Raw genomic sequence first — 14957 nt, 5'->3', positions numbered from 1 at the left:
ATCCTGGCAGGTTTCAACGGCAGGGTGATGACCATGAGCACTGAAGATCAAAGCAGCGAAACGCAGGTAGAGGGATGGGATTTGCACGGGTGGTGTGGCGTCGTGCAGATGGATCTGGGGCAATTGCGCACAGCCTTGGGGAAGGCTCACGATTCGCAGGTCCGCCGGCCATTGACCTTTGAAACGGTCATCACGCCCGGGGCTGCATGGTTTGTTTTCCACGGGCAGGTGGGTGCGCCGGTGCTGGAGTTTGCCGGCGTCGGTACAGACGCTTTTGTGTCTGTGCGTCGTGTTGTTTCCGATGCGGTGCACCTCATGCTGGGCAAGGAGCAGGGAGGGCAGGTAAGAGAAGTCCGTCAGGTGGATGTGTACCCGGCCGATGCCAGCGTGAGCGTCGAATCCGAACTGCACAACTGTCGGGGCGTCTATCAGCCTGATGGATCTGTTGTCTTGAATTGGCAGGCTGCGCCCCGGTATCGCTTCGTTCGCAATGAGCATGACGACGCGCTGATGGCCAGCAGGTTTGTCCAAGGCCTGCAGAGCGCAGGTGAGCCGATTGGCTGGCTGGGCAAGCAACAGTACATTTCCAAGATGATGACCGGAGCCCGGTTCAGGCTGTATATCGAGTATCGAACGCTTTGGGCAGAGCTGTGGCTCTATTTCGCCGCCCTAGGTCATCCGGAAGGGCGCTCGCCCACAGCGTTGCCGGCGCGTGCGCAGCCTGCTGGTGGGCAAGGTACGACCATACCCGGGTCGGTGGTCGCCTATTTTGATCTGGATAAATACACCACAGAATTCGGTCCCAGGGACTTGCTCGACTTGCCCTACGTCATTTATCCGTATGCCCGTTTGCGCCCCGGGGCTTTCCAGGAACTGCCAGGCCGCCTGTATCACATGACCTACCTGCCACTTTTGTCTGCTCCGCAAGACTTAGCCACGCCTGTTCAACAAAGGGCCTTTCTTGGTGCGGGTATCAATCCGGCTATGAAATCGATCCAGCGTGGGACGTCGCGTTTCCCGTTGCTACTGGCGCGGCTGCCAACCAGCAATGTGACGATTTCTAGCGGCAGCGAAGGGCAAGTGCTGAAGGTGGATGAGCTGTGGTACTACCAACCCCCGCCCGCCCTTGCTCCTGCTGCCGTCTACGATGCAGACAGCAAGACTGTGCCGACGGCGGCATTGAAGAGTAGCGTTGACACGCTCGTCAGCGTTGATACGGTCAGTGCACGGCATAACGTGGTCTGGGCCAAGGCGGCCTACCTTGTTTACAACGCTGCACCGACTCATTACTTGCGTATGTCCAGGCTTGGGGAGCGGCTGCAATTGACGTTGTGCTACCGGGACAAGCGCGGTGATGAGCAGGTGGTCGATCCGGCGGATATCGAATGGACGGTACTGGCCGGTAACGGCTCTGTTTCCCGTTATGGGATATTCACGCAGGGCAACGCTATCAGCGGCTGCACGGCTTTGTTGGCGGTCGAGCCGGACGATCGTAGATGGTACTGGGCAGCAATGATCGTGCCGTCGCTGGCCATTGATGAGCTGCTTGAGCTGCAGTAGGCCTACCCGCGCTCCGAGGCTTACTAAGCTGGGAGCGCGGGCGGGTATCCACAGGTTCTAGCGCACATTGTCAGCCGTTCGCAGCAGTGCTTCCTTGTCGAACGCATCGACATCGATGACTTTGCGCCGTGCGTGCTCGGCCTGTTGCAGTCGTTGCCCTTCGTCTGCCGTGAGGACGCCTGCCTCCACCGCTCTGTCAATTGGCGATTGCCCTGGCGCGGTTGCAAGCTTGCCCTCCTTGATGGCCTGATGCAGTGCCTTGTGCAGCGGTGCGGTCTCGTCCAACAGGTCGCTGGCACGCTGCAGTGCGGCCACAGGGTCATCTTCACCCTCGGGGCGGAAACAGCCGCTCAACAGCTCTTCGAGTGCTGGATCGCCTTTGCGCCGGCCAATCAGCTCGGCAACCTCGGCGTCCAGTTCATCACTAGGCCCGGTGTGCCGACGCCCGAACGGGAACACCAACACCCGCAACGCAGAGCCGACGAAGCGATTGGGGAAGTTATCGAGCAGGCGATCCAGGGCTTTTTCTGCCTGGCCCAGGCTTTCTTCCATGGCCCAGCGCAGCAGCGGTTGCAGGTGTTCCGGTGAGCCAAGGTCGTGGTAACGCTTGAGCGCGGCGCTGGACAGGTACAGGTAGCTCAGGACATCACCCAGCCGGGCGCTCAGCCGTTCGCGGCGCTTGAGCGCGCCGCCCAGCAGCATCATCGACAGGTCGGCGAGCAGGGCAAAGGCTGCGGCCTGGCGATTCAGGGCGCGGAAGTAGCCTTGGCTCAAGGCATCACCTGGTGCCCGCTCGAAATGCCCCAGGCCAATGCCCAGGACAAAGGTGCTGGCCGCGTTGCTGACGGCGAACGAGATGTGCTTGAGCAGCAGATCATCGAACGTCCTCAGCCCCTGCTCACGGTCTTCGTGCCCGGCCGCGGCCATTTCCTTGAGTACGAACGGATGGCAGCGGATGGCGCCCTGGCCAAAGATCATCAGATTGCGCGAAAGAATGTTCGCGCCTTCGACGGTGATGAAGATCGGTGCACCCTGCCAGTTGCGGCCCAGATAGTTGTTCGGGCCCATGATGATGCCCTTGCCACCGTGCACGTCCATGGCGTGCTGAATGCACTCGCGGCCGCGCTCGGTCAGGTGGTACTTGAGAATCGCCGACAGCACCGAGGGCTTCTCGCCGAGGTCGACCGCCTTGGCGGTAAGCAGGCGCGCGCTATCCATCAGCCAGGCATTGCCGCCGATGCGCGCCAGCGATTCCTGAATGCCTTCAAAGGCGGCCAGGGGTACGTTGAACTGCTCGCGGATGTTGGCGTACTGGCCGGTGACCAGGCTGGTGTACTTGGCGGCGCCGGTGCCGACCGCTGGCAGGGAGATCGAGCGGCCGACCGACAGGCAGTTCATCAGCATCATCCAGCCTTTGCCGAGCATGGCTTGGCCGCCGATGAGGAAGTCCAGCGGGATGAACACGTCCTTGCCGCTGTTCGGCCCGTTCATGAACGCTGCCCCCAGCGGCAGGTGGCGCTGGCCGATGTCCACGCCGGGGGTATCGGTGGGGATCAGCGCCAGGCTGATACCCAGTTCCTCTTCCTCGCCGAGCAGGTGCTCGGGGTCGTAGGCCTTGAAGGCCAGGCCGAGCAGGGTGGCGACCGGGCCGAGGGTGATGTAGCGCTTTTCCCAGTTCAGGCGCAGGCCCAGGACTTCCTCGCCTTGCCATTGGCCTTTGCAGATGATGCCGGTGTCAGGCATGGCGCCGGCATCGGAGCCGGCCAGCGGGCCGGTGAGGGCGAAGCAGGGGATGTCATCGCCCCTCGCCAGGCGTGGCAAGTAGTGATTACGTTGCTCATCGGTGCCGTAGTGTAGAAGCAGTTCCGCCGGGCCGAGCGAGTTGGGCACCATCACGGTCGAGGCGAGGTCACCGCTGCGGGTGGCCAGTTTCATCGCGACCTGGGAGTGGGCGTAGGCGCTGAAGCCCTTGCCGCCATATTCCTTGGGGATGATCAGGGCGAAGAAACCGTGCTGTTTGATGTATGCCCAGGCTTCGGGGGGCAGGTCCAGGTCCTGGCCGATCTGCCAATCACTGACCATCGCGCAGAGCTCGTCGGCGGGGCCGTCGATGAACGCTTGCTCTTCTTCGGTGAGTTTCGGCGCGGGGTAGTCGAGCAGGGTATGCCAGTCCGGACGGCCGCTGAACAGCTGGCCGTCCCACCAGACGGTGCCGGCCTCGATCGCCTCACGCTCGGTTTGCGACATCGGCGGCAGGGTGCGCTGGAACCACTTGAACACCGGTCCGGTAAAGACCTTGCGGCGCCATTCGTGGAGCACCAGCAGGGCGGTCTTGGCCGCGAGCACGAGCCAGATGAGCGCCAGCAGCCAGCCAGGGGCCTTGCTGAAAATGCCCATCAGCAGGGTATAGGCGGCAACGATGGCGAGAATCTGCAACGGTGGCAGACGCCGGTGGGTGAGGTACGCCGTGCCGATCACCAGGACCAGCAACCACAACAGCAACATAATCCTTCCTCCTTGGAAGTTGGGCTTGAGCCGACCCCAGCAGCATAGACGGCCTCGTCTGTTCAGTGACCGGTCGTGGCGCCAGGAGTTCGCCGGGTGTTGTCAGGGCATGTTTCCTGGGTGTCCGCTGGAGTAGACTCCAGGCTCTGCATTCATAAGGACGTCGTCATGCTGAAGATCTGGGGTCGCAAGAACTCGAGCAACGTGCGCAAAGTATTGTGGGCTGCCCACGAACTCGGCCTGGATTTCGAAGCGATCGATGCCGGCGGCGCTTTTGGTCTGGTCAATGAGCCGCACTACCGTGCGCGCAACCCCAATGGCCTGGTGCCGATGCTCGAAGACGACGACCTGACCCTGTGGGAATCCAACACCATCGTGCGCTACCTGTGCGCTCAGTACGGCCGCGAGCAGGGCTGGTATCTGGACGACCCGCGCCAGCGCGCCCTGGCGGACAAATGGATGGACTGGACTACCTCGTCCTTCGCCACGCCATTCCGGCCGCTGTTCTGGGGCCTGCTGCGCACCGCTGAAGACCAGCGCGACTGGGTGGCGATCAATGCCGCGCAAAAGGCCTGTGCCGAATTGCTGTCGATCGCCGACCAGACCCTGGCGCAGCAGCCGTACCTCTCGGGTGAGCAGATCGGCATGGGTGACATTCCGCTCGGCAGCTTCGTCTACGCGTGGTACGAAATGCCTATCGAGCGCCCCGCCATGCAGCATCTGCAGGCCTGGTACGAACGCCTCAAGGCGCGTCCGGCCTATCAGGCCGCAGTGATGACGGCGCTGACCTGAGCGAACCCCGCAGCCCGTGCGACGCTCCTATCGATAGCCACTATCAATACGGATGACTGTACTTAAGCGGCCCAGGCTTGCACCATGGGCCGCACTCACTGCGCCAGTGACCTGATCTGGCGTGTCCTGAACCTCTTCATATGGTACGTGACCCGCTATGAGTTCTGCCCTGTCCATACGACAGCTGACCAAGACCTACGGCAACGGCTTCCAGGCCCTCAAGGGTATCGATCTGGACGTCGCCGAAGGTGACTTTTTCGCCTTGCTCGGCCCCAATGGCGCCGGCAAATCCACCACCATCGGCATCCTCTCGACCCTGGTCAACAAGACCAGCGGCACGGTGAACGTGTTCGGCCATGACCTGGACCGCGAGCCCTCGGCGCTCAAGCGCTGCCTGGGCGTGGTGCCGCAGGAGTTCAACTTCAACCAGTTCGAGAAGACCTTCGACATCGTCGTGACCCAGGCCGGTTACTACGGCATCCCGCCGAAACTGGCCAAGGAACGCGCCGAGCAGTACCTGACCCAGCTTGGCCTGTGGGACAAGCGCGATGTGCAGTCGCGTTCGCTGTCCGGGGGCATGAAGCGCCGCCTGATGATCGCCCGGGCGCTGATCCATGAGCCGCAGCTGTTGATTCTCGACGAACCGACCGCGGGCGTGGACATCGAACTGCGCCGCTCGATGTGGACCTTTCTCACCGAGCTGAACCAGAAAGGCATCACCATCATCCTCACCACCCATTACCTCGAAGAAGCCGAACAGCTGTGCCGCAACATCGGCATCATCGATCACGGCACCATCGTCGAGAACACCAGCATGCGCAAACTGCTGGGCAAGCTGCACGTCGAGACCTTCGTCCTCGACCTCAGACAGGACCTGGTCAGCGCTCCGGTGCTGCAAGGTTACCCGTGCCGGCTGCTCACCCCGCATACCCTGGAAGTGCAGGTGGACAAGGACATCGGCATCACTGCGCTGTTCGGCCAGTTGGCCTTGCAGAACATCGAGGTGCAGAGCCTGCGCAACAAGACCAACCGTCTCGAGGAGTTGTTCGTGTCCCTGGTTGAAAAGAACCTGTCGAAGGTGGCGGTATGAGTGTCGAGCTGCGCACCAACTGGGTCGCCCTGAATACCATCGTCTACCGTGAAGTGCGACGCTTTCTGCGCATCTGGCCGCAGACCCTGCTGCCGCCGGCAATCACCATGGTCCTGTACTTCGTCATCTTCGGTAACCTGATCGGCCGGCAGATCGGCGACATGGGCGGTTTCACCTACATGCAGTACATCGTGCCGGGGCTGATCATGATGTCGGTGATCACCAACTCCTACGGCAACGTGGTGTCGAGCTTCTTCGGCAGCAAATTCCAGCGTTCGATCGAAGAGCTGATGGTCTCGCCGGTCTCGCCGCACACGATCCTGGTCGGCTACGCCCTCGGCGGTGTATTGCGCGGGCTGGCGGTGGGGGTGATCGTGACTATTCTGTCGATGTTCTTTACCGATCTGCAGGTGCATCACCTGGGTGTCACGGTGATCGTCGTGCTGCTGACAGCGACGATTTTCTCGCTATTGGGCTTCGTCAACGCGGTGTTTGCGCGCAACTTCGACGATATCTCGATCATTCCGACCTTCGTGTTGACGCCACTGACCTACCTGGGCGGCGTGTTCTATTCGATCAACCTGCTGCCGCCGTTCTGGCAGACCGTGTCGATGGCTAACCCGGTCCTGCACATGGTCAACTCGTTCCGCTACGGCATTCTAGGGGTGTCGGATATCAGCATCGGTACGGCGATCACCTTCATGCTGGTCGCCACGGCGGTGCTCTATACCCTGTGCATCCGCCTGCTGGTCAGCGGTCGCGGCATGCGCGCCTGAGGCTTTGTGCTTGCGCCGGCGCCACTGCCGGCCCACCCACCAGCGCCAATAGAACATGGTGGTGAAGTAGGCCAGGATGCCCAGCACCACGCCGCACACCACCGAGCCCAGCAGGAATGGCTGCCAGACGGTCGACAACTGGTCGGTGATCCACTCGAAGGTAAGGTCGTCGGGCAGGCTGCGGGGCGGCGTCTGCAATAGCCAGGCGCCGGTCATGTAGGTGACGAAGAACACCGGCGGCATGGTCAGCGGGTTGGTCAGCCAGACCAGGCTGACCGCGATCGGCAGGTTACCGCGTAGCGGAATCGCCAGGCTGGCGGCCAGCAGCATCTGCATGGGGACCGGGATCAATGCCGCGAACAGGCCTACGCCCATGGCCCGCGCAACTGAATGTCGGTTCAGGTGCCAGAGGTTGGGGTCGTGTAGCAGTTTTCCGAAGAAGCGTAAGGATTTGTGTTCCCGAATGCTGGTCGGATCCGGCATGTACCGTTTGAACAGGCGGCGCGGCATGTAGGCTCCCCGGGTCTGAAGGCGATCAGTATGCCTTGATTGCCTGACCGGCTTGTTCAGAGTTTGTGACAATTGTTGAACAAGGCCGGCCCGTGGATGGGCTATTACTCTGGGGGCTATTCGGCTTCTGGAGCTCTACCTCATGCGCACAGGGATGTTGGCGCTCGTGCTTGGGCTACTGTGCCTGGGCTTTCTCCCCGTTCTGCCATCGGTCGGATGGCTGTTGTTGCTGCTCGCCCTCGGCTTGGTCGCGCTGTGCAGCCGTGTCTGGCCTCTGGGCCTTTTCCTGCTGGGTTTTTGCTGGGCGTGCTGGTCGGCGCAGCAGGCGCTGGACGATCGCCTGGCGGTCGAGCTCGATGGCCGTACCTTATGGCTCGAACGGCGGGTGGTGGGCTTGCCGGCGCAGTCTGCGCGGGGCGTGCGCTTTGAGCTGGACGAAGCGCTTTCGCGTCGTGCCGAACTCCCCAGGCGATTGCAACTGAGCTGGTTCGAGGGGCCGCCGGTGTTGGCGGGCGAGCGCTGGCGCCTGGCGGTAACGCTCAAGCGCCCGCGTGGCCTGCTCAACCCGCATGGGCCGGACCGCGAGGCAACATTGCTGGCCAAGCGGATCGGCGCTACCGGCACGGTCAAGGCGGGGCAACTGTTGGCGCCGGTCAGCGGCGGCTGGCGCGACAGCTTGCGCCAGCGCCTGCTGGCAGTGGATGCCAACGGTCGTCAAGCGGCGGTGGCAGCTTTGGTGCTGGGCGATGGTTCGGGGCTGGCGCGCGAGGATTGGCAGGCGCTGCAGGCCACCGGCACGGTGCATCTGCTGGTCATTTCCGGGCACCATATCGGCTTGGCGGCGGGGTTGCTGTATGGCTTGGTGGCGGGGCTCGCTCGCTGGGGGGTGTGGCCGCCGCGCTGGCCGTGGCTACCGTGGGCCTGCGCGGGCGCCATGGCGGCAGCACTGGGCTATGGCGGGTTGGCCGGCTTCGGCGTGCCGGTGCAGCGGGCTTGCCTGATGCTGGCGGTGGTCATGTGCTGGCGCTTGCGCTTTCGCCATCTTGGGGTCGGTTTGCCGTTGTTGCTGGCGCTATGCGCGGTGCTGTTGGGCGAGCCCTTGGCCAGCCTGCTGCCAGGCACCTGGCTGTCGTTCGGGGCTGTTGCGGTATTGATGTATTGCTTCGCGCACCGGCTCGGCGGCTGGCGACCCTGGCAGGCCTGGACCCGCGCGCAGTGGGTGATCGCCATTGGCCTGCTGCCGGCGATGCTGGCATTGGGCCTGCCGATCAGCCTGAGTGCACCTTTGGCCAATCTCTTGGCGGTGCCGTGGATCAGCCTGGTGGTCCTGCCGTTGGCGCTGCTCGGCACGTTGCTGTTACCGCTGCCGGGTGCAGGCACTGGGCTGCTGTGGCTGGCCGGTGGTGCGTTGGAGCTGTTGTTTCGGCTGTTGGCGTGGCTGGCGCAGTTGCAGCCGGCCTGGATTGCCCAACCACTGCCGCTGGTGGCCTGGCTGCTGGTCGCTGTTGGCGCGTTGGTGATCTTGCTGCCGCGCGGAGTGCCGCTGCGAGGGCTGGGCGCGCTGATGCTGCTGGCACTCTGGGTGCCCAAGGAGCGGCTGCCGGCGGGCCAGGCTGAAATCCTGCAACTGGATGTGGGGCAGGGCTTGGCAGTGCTGCTGCGCACCCGCAATCACACGTTGCTCTACGACGCCGGCCCGGCACGCGGCGAGAGTGACCTGGGGCAGAGCGTGGTGCTGCCGACGTTGCGCAAGTTGGGCGTCAATCACCTGGATCTGATGCTGATCAGTCATGCGCATGCTGACCATGCCGGTGGCGCGGCGGCCATTCATCGAGGGCTGGCGATCAAGCAGGTGCTGGCGGGAGAACCGGCTGAGCTGCCTGAGCCGTTGCATGCTCAGCCGTGTGTGTCGGGGGAGGCCTGGCAATGGGATGAGGTCAGCTTTTCGGTGTGGCAATGGGCGCACGGCCCGAACAGCAATGAACGCTCTTGCGTCCTGTTGGTAGAGGCGGGCGGCGAGCGCTTTCTGCTTGCTGGCGATATCGAGGCCGGGGCCGAGCGGGCCTGGCTTGCGGCCCATCCGCAGCTGCGCATCGATTGGTTGCAGTCTGCCCATCATGGCAGCCGCAGTTCGTCGACCGAGGCGTTCATTCGGGCGACGGCGCCGCGTGGTGCGTTGATTTCGCGAGGAATGCACAATGGTTTTGGGCACCCGCATCCGCAGGTGATCGAGCGCTACCAGCGGCATGGCCTGGCGATTCATGACACGGCGGTTGAGGGCGCGTTGAGGTTGCGGCTGGGGAGTAACGGCGAAGTGCAGGGGCAGCGGAGCCAGCGCAAGTTTTGGCGTGACCCGTAGAGACCAGGGGAATCTCCTTCCACGTAGCTGTAAACCAGCCTGGGCCGGGTAGAGTGCTACCGATCTTGCGACCTCTGGCAGCTGAGCCGGTCACGATCCTATGGTAGAGTGGCCGCCTTTTTCGAGGGGATGATTACTGTGTGGGAATTGGTCAAGTCCGGTGGTTGGATGATGCTGCCGATCATTCTGAGTTCCATCGTCGCCATGGCTATCGTCGCCGAACGCCTGTGGACCCTGCGCGCCAGCCGCGTGACGCCACCGCACCTGCTCGGTCAGGTATGGAAGTGGATCAAGGACAAGCAACTCACCAGTGACAAGCTCAAGAGCCTGCGCGCCGATTCGCCGCTGGGCGAGATCCTCGCGGCGGGCCTGGCCAATTCACGGCATGGCCGCGAGATCATGAAAGAGTGCATCGAGGAGGCGGCGTCGCGGGTCATCCACGAGCTGGAGCGCTACATCAGCACCCTCGGCACCATCGCTGCGATGGCGCCGCTGCTCGGCCTGCTCGGTACCGTGCTGGGCATGATCGATATCTTCAGTGCCTTCATGGGTTCGCAGATGACCGCCAATGCCTCGGTGCTGGCCGGGGGCATCTCCAAGGCCCTGGTGACGACTGCTGCGGGCCTGATGGTCGGTATCCCGGCGGTGTTCTTCCATCGCTTCCTGTTGCGCCGCATCGACGAGCTGGTGGTGGGCATGGAGCAGGAGGCGATCAAGCTGGTCGAGGTCGTGCAGGGTGACCGTGAAGTGGAAGTGGCCGGAGAAAAGGCGTGAAGTTTCGCCGCAACCGCCAACGCGAGAACGTCGACATCAACCTGGCGTCGTTGATCGACGTGGTGTTCGTGTTGCTGCTGTTCTTTGTCGTCACCACCACTTTCACCCGCGAGAACCAGTTGCGCGTCGAGCTGCCTGAGGCGACTACCGCTGCGCCGCCGAGCGCCGATGAGGGCAAGCAGGTGGATATCACCATCAGCGCCGACGGTGTCTATTCGGTCAACAACCACCTGCTGCCCAAGAGCGACCTGGCCACCCTGACCGAGGCGCTGCAGCAGGAGTCGGCGGGTGATAACACGCTGCCGCTGTCGATCAGCGCCGATGGCAAGACCCCGCACCAGGCCGTGATCACCGCAATGGATGCCGCCGGCAAGCTCGGTTTCAGCCAGCTGCGCATGACCACTGTCGAGGCGGCAGCGGAGGCACCCTGATGGCCCTGGGCGACCGCCTGCTTGCCGCCTGGTACGCCGGGCATCCTGCATTGGCGCTGCTGCGCCCGCTGGAACTGCTGTACCGGCGCGTGGTGTTGCGCAAACGCGCACGTTTTCTCAGTGGCGAAAGTGCCAGTTACCGTGCGCCGGTGCCGGTCATCGTCGTTGGCAATATCACCGTCGGCGGTACCGGCAAGACGCCGATGATTCTATGGCTGATCGAACACTGCCGTCGCCAGGGGCTGCGGGTTGGCGTGGTCAGCCGCGGCTATGGCGCCAAACCGGATCAGTTGCCTTGGCGGGTCGAGGCGGGTCACAGCGCCGAGCAGGCCGGCGACGAGCCGCTGCTGATCGTGCAGCGCACCGGCGTGCCGTTGATGATCGACCCGGACCGCTCGCGCGCCGTGCGGGCGCTGCTGGCCAGTGAACCGCTGGACCTGATCCTGTGTGACGACGGCATGCAGCATTATCGCCTCGCCCGCGACCTGGAACTGGTGCTGATCGACGCCGCGCGCGGCCTGGGTAACCGCCGCTGCCTGCCGGCTGGGCCGCTGCGCGAGCCGGTGGAGCGTCTGCAGGAGGCCGATGCGGTGCTGTATAACGGCGCCGGCAGTGACCGTGACGACGGCTTCGCCTTTCAGTTGCAACCCTCGGCACTGGTCAACCTGCGCAGTGGCGAGCGTCGCCCGCTTGAGCATTTTCCCGCCGGCCAGGCCCTCCACGCAGTGGCCGGCATTGGCAATCCGCAACGTTTCTTCAATACCCTGCAGGGGCTAAACTGGCAGCCAGTGCCGCACCCATTTGCCGATCATGCGCAGTTCAGTGCCGAGGCGCTGAGTTTCAGCCCCGCGCTACCGCTGGTGATGACCGAGAAGGATGCGGTCAAATGCCGTGCGTTTGCCGCCGCTGACTGGTGGTACCTGGCGGTCGACGCCGTGCCGTCGCCGGCATTTGTCCGCTGGTTCGACAGCCAGCTCGAACGCCTGCTGCCGGCGCATTGCCAGCCCTGAGCTGTATCAACTTTCCTCAAGGAAGCTTTCATGGACACCAAACTGCTCGATATCCTCGCCTGCCCGATCACCAAAGGCCCGCTCAAGCTCAGCGCCGACAAAAGCGAGCTGATCAGCAAGGGTGCCGGTCTGGCCTATCCTGTTCGCGATGGCATTCCGGTCATGCTGGAAAGCGAAGCGCGTACCCTGACTGACGATGAGCGCTTGGACAAATGAGCCTGGATTTCACCGTTGTAATTCCTGCCCGTCTGCGCTCCACGCGCCTGCCGGGCAAGCCGCTGTTGCTGATCGCCGGCAAGCCGATGGTCCAGCACGTGTGGGAACAGGCGCGCAAGAGCGCTGCCAGCCGCGTGGTCATCGCCACCGATGATGCGAGCATCTTCGAAGCCTGCCAGGCGTTTGGCGCCGACGTGCTGATGACCCGTGTCGACCATGAATCCGGTACCGACCGCTTGGCTGAAGTCGCCGAGCAGCTGGGTTTGGCCAGCGACGCGATCGTGGTCAACGTTCAGGGTGACGAGCCGTTGATTCCGCCAGTGATCATCGATCAGGTGGCGGCCAACCTGGCAGCCCATCCTGAGGCGGGCATCGCCACCTTGGCCGAGCCGATCCACGACCCCGAGACGGTGTTCAACCCCAATGCGGTCAAGGTCGTCAGCGACAAACATGGCCTGGCCCTGAGTTTCAGCCGCGCGCCGCTGCCGTGGGCGCGCGACGCGTTTGCCAAGGATCGCCAGCAACTGCCTGCGGCGGTGCCGTATCGCCGCCACATCGGCATGTACGCCTACCGCGTGGGCTTCCTCCAGGACTTCGTCAGCTGGGGCCCGTGCTGGCTTGAGCAGACCGAGGCGCTGGAGCAGCTGCGCGCGCTCTGGCATGGCGTGCGCATTCATGTCGAGGATGCCCTCGAGGCGCCTGCCGTGGGTGTCGATACCCCTGAGGATCTGGAGCGCGTGCGGCGCTTGCTGGAGGTTTGATGCGCGTCCTGTTTGTCTGCCTGGGCAATATTTGCCGGTCGCCGACTGCTGAAGGCGTCCTGCGTCAGCAATTGCAGGCTGCGGGCCTTGCCGATCAGGTTCAGGTGGCCTCGGCCGGTACCGGCGACTGGCATGTGGGCAAGGCGCCCGATACGCGCACTTGCCGGGCGGCGCTGAGCCGTGGCTATGACCTGTCGGCGCAACGAGCCCAGAAGGTCAAGGCAGCCCATTTCGCCGAGTACGACCTGATCCTGGCCATGGACGCCAGCAACCTGGCCGATCTGCGCGCGCTGCGCCCGCACTCGGCGCCTGCTGAGCTGGATCTGTTCCTGCGTCGCTATGGCGCGGCGCTGGACGAAGTGCCTGACCCGTATTACGGCGGTGCTGACGGTTTCGAGCAGGTCCTGGATTTGATCGAGGCGGCCTGCCAAGCGTTGGTCGTGGAAATCAAGGGGCGGTTATGACGGCGGCGTGGCAGGAGCGGGTCTCGCTCAAGCCCTTCAACACGTTCGGCATCGACGTCGATGCGCGCTATTTTACCCAGGCGCACAGCGACGACGAGGTGCGCGCTGCGCTGGCGAGTGCTGCTCAACGCCAGTTGCCGGTGTTGGTAATCGGTGGCGGCAGCAACCTGCTGCTGACCCAGGATGTCGACGCCCTGGTGCTGCACATGGCCAGCCGTGGTCGACGCGTACTGAGCGAGCAGGGCGAGCGGGTGGTGGTCGAAGCCGAGGCCGGTGAGCCTTGGCATCCGTTCGTACAGTGGAGCCTTGAGCAAGGCTTCAGCGGCCTGGAGAATCTCAGCCTGATCCCGGGTACCGTCGGTGCGGCACCGATGCAGAATGTCGGCGCCTATGGGGTGGAGATCAAGGACGTGTTTGCCGGGTTGACCGCCCTTGACCGGGAGACCGGTGAGCTGCGCGATTTCACCCTGGAAGAGTGCGCGTTTGGTTATCGCGACAGTGTGTTCAAGCGTACTCCTGGGCGTTGGTTGATCTTGCGGGTGCGTTTTGCCTTGGCGCGTACCCTGCAGGCGCACCTGGACTACGGGCCGGTGCGTCAGCGCTTGCAGGAGCAGGGTGTCGAGCAGCCCAGCGCACAGGATATCAGCGATGCCATCTGCAGTATTCGTCGTGAAAAGCTGCCTGATCCGCTTGAGTTGGGCAATGCGGGGAGCTTCTTCAAGAACCCGGTGGTGAGTGCCGCGTTGAGCGAGCAGATTCGCGTGTGGTATCCGGGTGTGGTGGCTTATCCGCAGGGTGAGGGGCAGGTGAAGCTGGCGGCGGGCTGGCTGATCGAGCAGGCTGGCTGGAAGGGGTACCGTGACGGTGATGCCGGGGTGCACCGGTTGCAGTCGCTGGTGCTGGTCAATTATGGCCAGGCGTCGGGTGCGCAGTTGCATGCCCTGGCGCGCAAGATCCAGGCGGATATTCTTGAGCGGTTTGGTGTGGAGCTGGAGATGGAGCCGAATCTGTACTGATTTGGTTGGCTGTTCGGCTTTGGCTTGGCGTTTTTTTTGGGGGGGCTTATCCATTTGATGTGGTGGCGCTTCTGGCCCCTTCCGCCCTTACGGCCATCCCTTTCAAGGTCTTTGCGTTACCTTCGGATTTCTCATGGAGGCCAGCAATGCCGGGGGCGCTGCGCGCCCCTTTCCGACCGGTCCGGCGCCCCGGCAAGGCCGCTCCCACAAGGGCGAACCGCGCCGCTCTTGAGGCATGCGCTATCCCTGTGGGAGCGGCCTCGTGTCGCGAAAGGGCTGCAAAGCAGCCCCGGCTCACTCAAGCCAGACCAAATTTCAAAGACCTTGAAAGGGATGGCCCTTACGGCGGGTCACTTTTTTTCTTGGAAAAAAGTAACCAAAAACCGCTTGCTCCTGCATCCGGCCCTGCGCTCCGGTCTTCTGAAGTCGCGAAGTTACGGGTGGCGTCTAGGCTGGCGTTGTTTTTGATAGTGGCATGGGTGGTGGATATTCGGGCCTCTTCGCGGGACAAGCCCGCTCCTACAGGTATCGCGCCGAATTCAAAATTTGCTCAATCCCTGTAGGAGCGGGCTTGCCCCGCGAAGAGGCCGGTACTGGCGATGCAAATCGCAGGGCGCAGCCCTGCCAGCCACACCACAAATCCGCTGGTAGATAAACAAAGCGAGAGCGTAGCGATTCGCCAGCCGTTGCCCT

At 63.3% G+C, this 14957-nt stretch carries 14 protein-coding genes; 12 read left to right on the top strand and 2 right to left on the bottom strand.

Annotation, left to right across the window (positions count from 1 at the left end):
* The first annotated feature begins 33 nt into the window (after positions 1 to 33).
* Entirely contained in the window at positions 34 to 1560 is a 1527-nt protein-coding gene (locus J3B00_RS21635; protein ID WP_209871681.1) for a hypothetical protein, read from the top strand.
* Positions 1561 to 1617: 57 nt separating this feature from the next.
* Here J3B00_RS21635 and J3B00_RS21630 read toward each other — a convergent pair whose 3' ends face one another.
* Positions 1618 to 4065, bottom strand: a complete 2448-nt coding sequence (locus J3B00_RS21630) for an acyl-CoA dehydrogenase (RefSeq protein WP_209871677.1) — start codon at positions 4063 to 4065, stop codon at positions 1618 to 1620.
* 168 nt (positions 4066 to 4233) lie between these two features.
* Between J3B00_RS21630 and J3B00_RS21625 the strand changes: the two genes are divergently transcribed.
* From J3B00_RS21625 to J3B00_RS21615, 3 genes are all read left to right on the top strand, one after another.
* Positions 4234 to 4857, top strand: a complete 624-nt coding sequence (locus J3B00_RS21625; protein ID WP_209871674.1) for a glutathione S-transferase — start codon at positions 4234 to 4236, stop codon at positions 4855 to 4857.
* A gap of 157 nt (positions 4858 to 5014) precedes the next feature.
* Positions 5015 to 5947, top strand: a complete 933-nt coding sequence (locus tag J3B00_RS21620; RefSeq protein ID WP_209871671.1) for an ABC transporter ATP-binding protein — start codon at positions 5015 to 5017, stop codon at positions 5945 to 5947.
* Positions 5944 to 6723, top strand: a complete 780-nt coding sequence (locus tag J3B00_RS21615) for an ABC transporter permease (protein ID WP_209871668.1) — start codon at positions 5944 to 5946, stop codon at positions 6721 to 6723. Before J3B00_RS21620 ends, J3B00_RS21615 begins: the two co-directional genes overlap by 4 nt.
* Here the strand turns inward: J3B00_RS21615 and J3B00_RS21610 are convergent.
* The gene (locus J3B00_RS21610) at positions 6607 to 7233 is read right to left on the bottom strand and encodes a DUF2062 domain-containing protein (protein ID WP_209871665.1); all 627 of its coding nucleotides are present in this window, start codon (positions 7231 to 7233) and stop codon (positions 6607 to 6609) included. The genes J3B00_RS21615 and J3B00_RS21610 overlap by 117 nt on opposite strands.
* Positions 7234 to 7375: 142 nt before the next feature.
* Between J3B00_RS21610 and J3B00_RS21605 the strand changes: the two genes are divergently transcribed.
* The 8 genes from J3B00_RS21605 to murB all read left to right on the top strand — a co-directional run bounded on the left by J3B00_RS21605 (position 7376) and on the right by murB (position 14264).
* Positions 7376 to 9592: a DNA internalization-related competence protein ComEC/Rec2 gene (locus tag J3B00_RS21605; protein ID WP_209871662.1), complete on the top strand. Its 2217-nt coding sequence runs from the start codon at positions 7376 to 7378 to the stop codon at positions 9590 to 9592.
* Positions 9593 to 9730: 138 nt separating this feature from the next.
* Entirely contained in the window at positions 9731 to 10366 is a 636-nt protein-coding gene (locus J3B00_RS21600; RefSeq protein WP_209871659.1) for a MotA/TolQ/ExbB proton channel family protein, read from the top strand.
* Complete coding sequence (locus J3B00_RS21595) at positions 10363 to 10797, top strand: biopolymer transporter ExbD (RefSeq protein ID WP_209871656.1); 435 nt, start codon at positions 10363 to 10365, stop codon at positions 10795 to 10797. The genes J3B00_RS21600 and J3B00_RS21595 overlap by 4 nt, the downstream gene beginning before the upstream one ends.
* Complete coding sequence (gene lpxK, locus J3B00_RS21590) at positions 10797 to 11807, top strand: tetraacyldisaccharide 4'-kinase (protein WP_209871653.1); 1011 nt, start codon at positions 10797 to 10799, stop codon at positions 11805 to 11807. The genes J3B00_RS21595 and lpxK overlap by 1 nt, the downstream gene beginning before the upstream one ends.
* Before the next feature lie 30 nt (positions 11808 to 11837).
* Positions 11838 to 12023 (top strand): Trm112 family protein, encoded by a 186-nt coding sequence (locus J3B00_RS21585; RefSeq protein WP_209871651.1) that lies wholly within the window; start codon positions 11838 to 11840, stop codon positions 12021 to 12023.
* Positions 12020 to 12784 carry a 3-deoxy-manno-octulosonate cytidylyltransferase gene (gene kdsB / locus J3B00_RS21580; protein WP_209871649.1) on the top strand — a complete coding sequence of 255 codons (765 nt, stop codon included), beginning with the start codon at positions 12020 to 12022 and terminating at the stop codon, positions 12782 to 12784. Before J3B00_RS21585 ends, kdsB begins: the two co-directional genes overlap by 4 nt.
* Positions 12784 to 13248 (top strand): low molecular weight protein-tyrosine-phosphatase, encoded by a 465-nt coding sequence (locus tag J3B00_RS21575; protein ID WP_209871645.1) that lies wholly within the window; start codon positions 12784 to 12786, stop codon positions 13246 to 13248. The genes kdsB and J3B00_RS21575 overlap by 1 nt, the downstream gene beginning before the upstream one ends.
* Positions 13245 to 14264, top strand: coding sequence for a UDP-N-acetylmuramate dehydrogenase (gene murB, locus J3B00_RS21570; protein ID WP_209871642.1), 1020 nt, complete (start codon positions 13245 to 13247; stop codon positions 14262 to 14264). Before J3B00_RS21575 ends, murB begins: the two co-directional genes overlap by 4 nt.
* The last annotated feature ends 693 nt before the right edge of the window (positions 14265 to 14957 follow it).

It is taken from the genome of Pseudomonas sp. BP8, assembly GCF_017875955.1.
GTDB lineage: Bacteria > Pseudomonadota > Gammaproteobacteria > Pseudomonadales > Pseudomonadaceae > Aquipseudomonas.
Note: the sequence above shows the minus strand (reverse complement) of the source record. Positions and strands in the feature narration are given on the sequence as shown.

What these genes read in the sequence shown, in the direction of transcription:
- J3B00_RS21635 (WP_209871681.1), top strand. Translation starts at nt 34, where the DNA reads ATGAGCACTGAAGATCAAAGCAGCGAAACGCAGGTAGAGGGATGGGAT.
- J3B00_RS21630 (WP_209871677.1), bottom strand. Translation starts at nt 4,065, where the DNA reads ATGTTGCTGTTGTGGTTGCTGGTCCTGGTGATCGGCACGGCGTACCTC.
- J3B00_RS21625 (WP_209871674.1), top strand. Translation starts at nt 4,234, where the DNA reads ATGCTGAAGATCTGGGGTCGCAAGAACTCGAGCAACGTGCGCAAAGTA.
- J3B00_RS21620 (WP_209871671.1), top strand. Translation starts at nt 5,015, where the DNA reads ATGAGTTCTGCCCTGTCCATACGACAGCTGACCAAGACCTACGGCAAC.
- J3B00_RS21615 (WP_209871668.1), top strand. Translation starts at nt 5,944, where the DNA reads ATGAGTGTCGAGCTGCGCACCAACTGGGTCGCCCTGAATACCATCGTC.
- J3B00_RS21610 (WP_209871665.1), bottom strand. Translation starts at nt 7,233, where the DNA reads ATGCCGCGCCGCCTGTTCAAACGGTACATGCCGGATCCGACCAGCATT.
- J3B00_RS21605 (WP_209871662.1), top strand. Translation starts at nt 7,376, where the DNA reads ATGCGCACAGGGATGTTGGCGCTCGTGCTTGGGCTACTGTGCCTGGGC.
- lpxK (WP_209871653.1), top strand. Translation starts at nt 10,797, where the DNA reads ATGGCCCTGGGCGACCGCCTGCTTGCCGCCTGGTACGCCGGGCATCCT.
- J3B00_RS21585 (WP_209871651.1), top strand. Translation starts at nt 11,838, where the DNA reads ATGGACACCAAACTGCTCGATATCCTCGCCTGCCCGATCACCAAAGGC.
- kdsB (WP_209871649.1), top strand. Translation starts at nt 12,020, where the DNA reads ATGAGCCTGGATTTCACCGTTGTAATTCCTGCCCGTCTGCGCTCCACG.
- J3B00_RS21575 (WP_209871645.1), top strand. Translation starts at nt 12,784, where the DNA reads ATGCGCGTCCTGTTTGTCTGCCTGGGCAATATTTGCCGGTCGCCGACT.
- murB (WP_209871642.1), top strand. Translation starts at nt 13,245, where the DNA reads ATGACGGCGGCGTGGCAGGAGCGGGTCTCGCTCAAGCCCTTCAACACG.